Raw genomic sequence first — 6000 nt, forward strand, 5'->3', positions numbered from 1 at the left:
TTTTTGAATGAAGCGCCAGTAGAAATAGAAGAAAAATTAGCATTAGCACAATTGTACTTAAGCGAAGAAAATATTAAAGGATTCCGCCAAGAGTTTTTATCGCTGCATGTCTACGAACAAGGGCAATACTACCTTTCTTTATCTGAACAAGATCGCCAAAGAATGTATTATTTTCTTTCGCCAAAAGAAATGGCTGATATGTTTGAAGTTATTGAAGAAGACGAGCAATCCGTAGAAGTTTATTTAAAAGAAATGGATCCACAATATGCAGCCGATATGTTGAGTGAAATGTATACCGATAATGCTGTGGATGTTTTAAAGCAACTAGACAAACCGGATTTGCGTAATTATTTGAATTTGATGACCGAAGACAGTGCAAATGAGATTAAAGAATTGCTTCATTATGAAGATGAAACAGCTGGAGCGATCATGACAACTGAGTATGTCTCCGTTGAAGCTCACCAGACCATTCGTTCAGCCATGGCTATTTTAAAAAGCAAAGCAGCGGAAGCAGAAACGATTTATTATATTTACGTTGTCGACCCGGCTGAAAGGTTAGTGGGTGTTATTTCGCTTAGAGAATTGATTACACATGACGACGATGAATTGGTTTCAGAAGTCATGGGGGATCGTCCAGTCTCAGTAAATGTGACCGACGACCAAAATGATGTCGCTAAGACTATTCGGATTATAACTTTTTAGCAGTTCCGGTCATCGATAATGATGAGTATCTTTTAGGGATCATTACGGTTGATGATATTATTGATGTCATTGATGAAGAAGCTGAAAGTGATTACTCTGGTTTAGCTGGGGTAGATGTTGGAGAACAATCGGAAAATCCTTTTGTTGCCGCGTCTAAACGATTGCCTTGGTTGATTACGCTATTATTTTTAGGGATGGGAACAGCGACTTTGATTAGCCGTTATGAAGTGTTGGTAAGCGAAGCGAGTATTTTAGCAGTCTTCATCTCTTTGATTACAGGAACCGCCGGTAACGCTGGGACACAGTCTTTAGCTGTTGCTGTAAGAAAACTAGCAGATAACGATGATAAAAGTAAAGGGTTTGGAAGTTTGATTCTGAGCGAGGTTTTAACCGGAATCGTGACGGGTTTAACGACAGGAGTAACTATTTTATTGTGATTGGTATTTGGAAACAAAATTTTATTTTAGGATTTGTTGTCGGAATAGCCATGTTTTTTGCTATCATAGTAGCTAATTTAGCTGGAAGCTTTATTCCTATTTTAATGGATCGGATAGGGTTTGACCCTGCTGTTGCCAGTGGTCCTTTTATCTCAACACTGAGCGATTTAACCAGTGTTTTGATTTATTTTAACATCGCGGCTTACTTTATGTCGTTTTTTGTCCAAACAGGATAATAATGGTGTCCAATAGTTTGAAAATACAGAACCAAAAGACAAACTTTCTATTTTTAGAAAGTTGTCTTTTAACAGTAAAGGATTGAAAAAAAGTGGCGTATCGAAAGAAACCAAAAAAATTAACAAAAAAACAAAAAAAAACAACGGACTCAATTTGGGATAATGGGATTGATTATTCTTTTTTCATTTACCATCGGCTTGACTTTAGGAAGAAGCGAAAATCCCGACTACTCTATTAATGAACGTATTCTTCAGTTTAAAGAAGAGGTAACAGCTTTCTTTCAAGAAGAAATGGGTTGGTCAAATGAAAAGAAAGAACTTAAAGAACAAGAAGTTCAAGCTGGACAGTTTCGATTTTTAGATGTAGGCCAAGGTTCCGCAACGTTGATCCAATCTGAAGATGGAACAAACATTTTAATTGACACAGGTCGTTATGAAGACAAAGACAAAAAAATATTATCGTATTTAGACCAGTATATTGGTACCGGCGGCAAAATCGACTTGTTGATTTTTACGCATAATGACTCAGACCATATCGGTTATGGCGATTTGATTTTACAATACTATAACGTCCAAGAAGTGTGGATGAACGGATACGACTCGACGAGTAAGATCTATGAACGTATCTTGGATGCTCTAGCTCAGAGCAATGCCCAATATGCTGAACCTAAAAGTGGAGAAAACCATCAAATAGGGCCCTTTCTACTTGAAGTGTTAAATCCAACAGTTGATCCGAGAAGCAATCCCAATGATGATTCCATTGTTATAAAAATGACCATGGGTGATTTTAGCGCAATGCTCAGTGGAGATGCTTCCAGCAGAGTAGAGGAAGCGATTATCGACAGCGGCCGCAGAGCTGAAATCGACGCTTCTTTTGATGGGGCACCATGGATCCAAAGAGAGTTCAAGTGATGAGTGGATTCGAAGCGATTCAGCCAGGATTCAGTATTTATTCAGCTGGGCTCACTAATAGTTACGGTCATCCTAATAAAGAAACCATAGAACGATTTGAGCTTCATGAAATCCCTATTTATGGTACTGCGGAAGACGGAACGGTGACGGTGAGAGTTAATCCAAACGGCAATTACAGCATTGACACGGAGAAAGGAGAACACTGAAATGAAAGTGGTTCTTGAAGAAATTGAAGGGGCAGTAGCCCGCTTGATTCCCGATGATGGCAGTGAACCCATTCATATCGCTGTTCAATCACTCCCGGTGGAATCAGAGTTAGGAGACGTTTTTGAAATTGATTATCAGAGAAGAGACAATCAAACAGCTCCTCAATTAACCTTGCTGCCAAATGAAAAAAGTGAACGAATGGCACGAATGAAAGCTAAACGAGAAGCTTTGTTGAAGAAAACAAAGCAGCAACAGCAAGATAAACAATGGATAAAGTAATTAAAAAAAGAATTGTCCGCTCTGAAAAGATAGCGGACAATTCTTTTTTTAGTGATAATCAATTAGCGGAAATGATTTCTTTTTTCATAATCGTGATGCCGGAATGCCTGCATCTAAGTAACCGTCGCCAACGATAGCATAGCCTAGATTCGAGTAAAAACCAATAGCGTGGTCTTGTGCGCCTAAAGTTAAATAAGACCGTTTATTTTGATGAGCATATCGTTCAATTTCCAACATTAAGTTTTTGCCTAATTGCTTGCCGCCGGTAATTTTTTAGAACAGCCACTCGTTGAATTTTATAGGTATCTTGCCCAATTGGTAAAACACGAGCTGTCGCTACTGGGTGGTCATCCACATACCCGACGATGTAGTCCGTTTCACCTTCTAGTTCATCTATTTCCATTTCTTCTGGAACGCCTTGTTCGCCTACAAAGACCGTATGTCGAATTTGTAAAGCATCGTGGTAAGTAGGAGAAGTCAAATCAGAAGTCCAAATAAAGTGCATGCGTTTACCTTCTTTCTATTTCAATGTGGTGTTAAGGGTACCATATATTATTCTCAGTTTTCTATCACTAGTGTTGCATTAAAAGTAAACAGTCTGATTCTATAGAGAAGCAACTTTTAAAGAGCACTTTTCGGTTGTGGCCGAAAAGGTTCGATCGGATTGGAGAAAAATGGTTGTGTGCCGTATGAAAGATTTAATAGCACTCGTAAGGCACATAAAAATCGATACGGCCTTATTACGTGACAAACCTAGACAATAAGGTACGCAAAAGCAGGATATGTACCTTATGAATAGATTTGAATGCATAAGGTACGTAAACTCTTTACCAAAATAAAACAGCTAGGTTAAATCTTTATTTTCTACCAAACAATAGATTATACTTATGACAGTACAAGTACATAAAAATGGAGGGCATTTAAATGAGCAGCAATAAAAACGATGGAATGGATAAAACACCTTACTTCTATTCCTTCTCCAACAGGCAATACCAGTGAAATTATAAAAGAGATACAGGATAGGTTGTTGGTGATGGGCTACGAAGGGCATAAAGATAATAAAGGTGGGTTAATGGTGACTGTTAGAGGAGAGGATCACCAGCAGCAACGCTTTGTAACAGCCCATGTAGATACGCTTGGAGCGATGGTTCGTGCTGTAAAACCTGACGGCCGATTGAAAATAGACTTGATTGGCGGGTTTCGTTACAATGCTATTGAGGGTGAATATTGCACCATTCATACTTCTTCAGGAAAAACGTATACAGGTACTATCTTAATGCATCAAACAAGTGTACATGTTTATAAGGATGCGGGAACAGCTGAAAGAAACCAAGAGAACATGGAAATTCGGATTGATGAAAAAGTCCTTTCAAAAGAAGACACTAGAGAGCTGGGCATTGCAGTAGGAGACTTTATCAGCTTTGATCCACGTACTGAAGTAACTGAAAGCGGCTTTGTTAAGTCTCGCCACTTAGATGACAAGGTGAGTGTTGCTATTTTATTGTCTATTTTGGAAAAACTATCTGAAAATAAAACGAGTTCCTTGCCATGCACCACTCACTTTTTCATTTCAACTAATGAAGAAATTGGCTATGGAGGAAATTCCAATATTTCTGAAAAAGTAGTAGACTACTTAGCTGTTGATATGGGTGCTATAGGCGACGACCAACAAACAGATGAATACTCTGTCTCGATTTGTGCCAAAGATGGCAGCGGGCCCTATCATTACCAACTGAGGCGTCAGTTGACGCAATTGTGCGAAGACTATGCTATTCCTTATCAATTAGATATTTATCCTTATTATGGAAGCGATGCTTCAGCTGCTATGAAAGCCGGAGCAGATGTCCGTCATTTTAGTAGCGCAGGAATTGATGCCAGCCATGCGTATGAACGAACACATAAGGAATCGATTGAAGCTACTGAACAATTAATTGAAAAATACTTATTTAGCTCTATGCAGGGTTAATTAGAAATAGAGGGAAAAGATGGATTATTTTAAAACTCAAATTAATGTTCTGGACGACTTGGCTGCTGATCGTAGCTACTTTGATTTTTATATCTTCGAAAATCAATTTTGTTTTTCAGCCGTTGACTACTTTTGTATCGACTTTATTTACCCCCATTTTGTAGCAGGATTTCTATATTACCTTTTAAATCCTTTGATTAATTTATTGAGAAAATAAACATTAAAAGAAAATATGGCATTATCGTTGTTTTGCTTTTATTTTTAGGCAGTCTTTTTTCTGATTGTTTCTGTTTTGCCAATTTAGTTAATCAAATTGGACAATTGATTGCAAGTATCCCAAGTCTCATGCAGTCATTGGAAAAATTTTCTCAAGATTTAGTTCAACAGCCTTGGTTGGCTGATTTCAACTTAGAAGATTCGATGAATAAAATGGACCTATCCATTGGCAATATAGCGAACAGTGTATTTTCAGGTATCACCACTAGTATCGTTCTATTTTCGGAGCGGTAGCAAATACCACAATCGTTATTGTAACTGCTCCAATCATTTGTTTTATATTTAAGATGGAAAACACTTCCGTCAGCCGTTGCTAAATTTTTTCCAAAAGAATACCGCGGACAGATGATTGAATTGCTTGGGCAAATGAACCATACGATCTCTTCTTATATCAGCGGCCAAGCGTTAGTATGTTTATTAGTAGGAGTGTTTACCTATATTGGTTATTTGATCATAGGGATGCCTTATGCTTTGTTATTAGGCATTATTGCAGGAGTTACAAATATCATACCTTATGTTGGACCCTACATCGGTGCAGCACCTGCAGTCATCATCGGATTGACTATTTCTCCCACTAAAGCTTTTTAGTAGCATTAGTTGTATTAGTCGTGCAGCAAGTCGACGGGAATTTTATTTCACCGAATGTCATTGGTAAAACGTTGGCTATTCATCCTCTAACGATCATTATTATCTTGTTAGTGGCAGGCAACTTAGCGGGTCTCTTAGGCATGATCTTAGGTGTACCTTTTTATGCTGTAGTGAAAACGGTAGTCGTTTATTTGAAAGACATGATAAATTTAAGAAAAAAGCACCAAAAACCAAAAATGATGTGATTTCTAAAGTTAGAATTTATATTAAGCAGCTAATTGGCAGGCATGGATTCGGTATTGAACCGGATTCATGCCTGCCGATTTTTTCTGTAATTTTCGGTATGGTACAAAAGTTAAAAAAACTTCGTGAAATTCTTCTTAATGTTTGAATTTCC

The 6000-nt window shown here is 37.9% G+C and carries 6 protein-coding genes and 2 pseudogenes; 6 read left to right on the forward strand and 2 right to left on the reverse strand.

The genetic code is table 11. The features are described from left to right. Positions 1-3: 3 nt before the first annotated feature. From mgtE to NY10_RS12285, 4 genes and pseudogenes are all read left to right on the forward strand, one after another. A pseudogene (gene mgtE, locus NY10_RS12275) lies at positions 4-1375 on the forward strand (magnesium transporter). A 162-nt stretch (positions 1376-1537) separates the two neighbouring features. After that, on the forward strand, positions 1538-2287 hold the full coding sequence (locus tag NY10_RS12280) for an MBL fold metallo-hydrolase (RefSeq protein ID WP_231726747.1): 750 nt from the start codon (positions 1538-1540) through the stop codon (positions 2285-2287). Further along, on the forward strand, positions 2287-2493 hold the full coding sequence (locus tag NY10_RS12860) for a ComEC/Rec2 family competence protein (RefSeq protein WP_231726748.1): 207 nt from the start codon (positions 2287-2289) through the stop codon (positions 2491-2493). The genes NY10_RS12280 and NY10_RS12860 overlap by 1 nt, the downstream gene beginning before the upstream one ends. A 1-nt stretch (position 2494) precedes the next feature. Then, positions 2495-2773 carry a DUF3006 family protein gene (locus NY10_RS12285; RefSeq protein ID WP_058920174.1) on the forward strand — a complete coding sequence of 93 codons (279 nt, stop codon included), beginning with the start codon at positions 2495-2497 and terminating at the stop codon, positions 2771-2773. 84 nt (positions 2774-2857) lie between these two features. Here the strand turns inward: NY10_RS12285 and NY10_RS12960 are convergent, their stop codons facing one another. Next, positions 2858-3010 carry a GNAT family N-acetyltransferase gene (locus tag NY10_RS12960; RefSeq protein WP_335338706.1) on the reverse strand — a complete coding sequence of 51 codons (153 nt, stop codon included), beginning with the start codon at positions 3008-3010 and terminating at the stop codon, positions 2858-2860. Next, positions 2997-3278, reverse strand: a complete 282-nt coding sequence (locus NY10_RS12290; protein WP_335338707.1) for a GNAT family N-acetyltransferase — start codon at positions 3276-3278, stop codon at positions 2997-2999. Before NY10_RS12290 ends, NY10_RS12960 begins: the two co-directional genes overlap by 14 nt. A gap of 438 nt (positions 3279-3716) precedes the next feature. Here NY10_RS12290 and NY10_RS12295 point away from each other — a divergent pair, with 438 nt between their 5' ends. Further along, positions 3717-4739 carry a M42 family metallopeptidase gene (locus tag NY10_RS12295; protein ID WP_058920175.1) on the forward strand — a complete coding sequence of 341 codons (1023 nt, stop codon included), beginning with the start codon at positions 3717-3719 and terminating at the stop codon, positions 4737-4739. Between the two features lie 44 nt (positions 4740-4783). Next, positions 4784-5848, forward strand: a pseudogene (locus tag NY10_RS12995) (AI-2E family transporter). The last annotated feature ends 152 nt before the right edge of the window (positions 5849-6000 follow it).

Origin of the sequence: Carnobacterium sp. CP1, assembly GCF_001483965.1 — a bacterium.
GTDB lineage: Bacteria > Bacillota > Bacilli > Lactobacillales > Carnobacteriaceae > Carnobacterium_A > Carnobacterium_A antarcticum.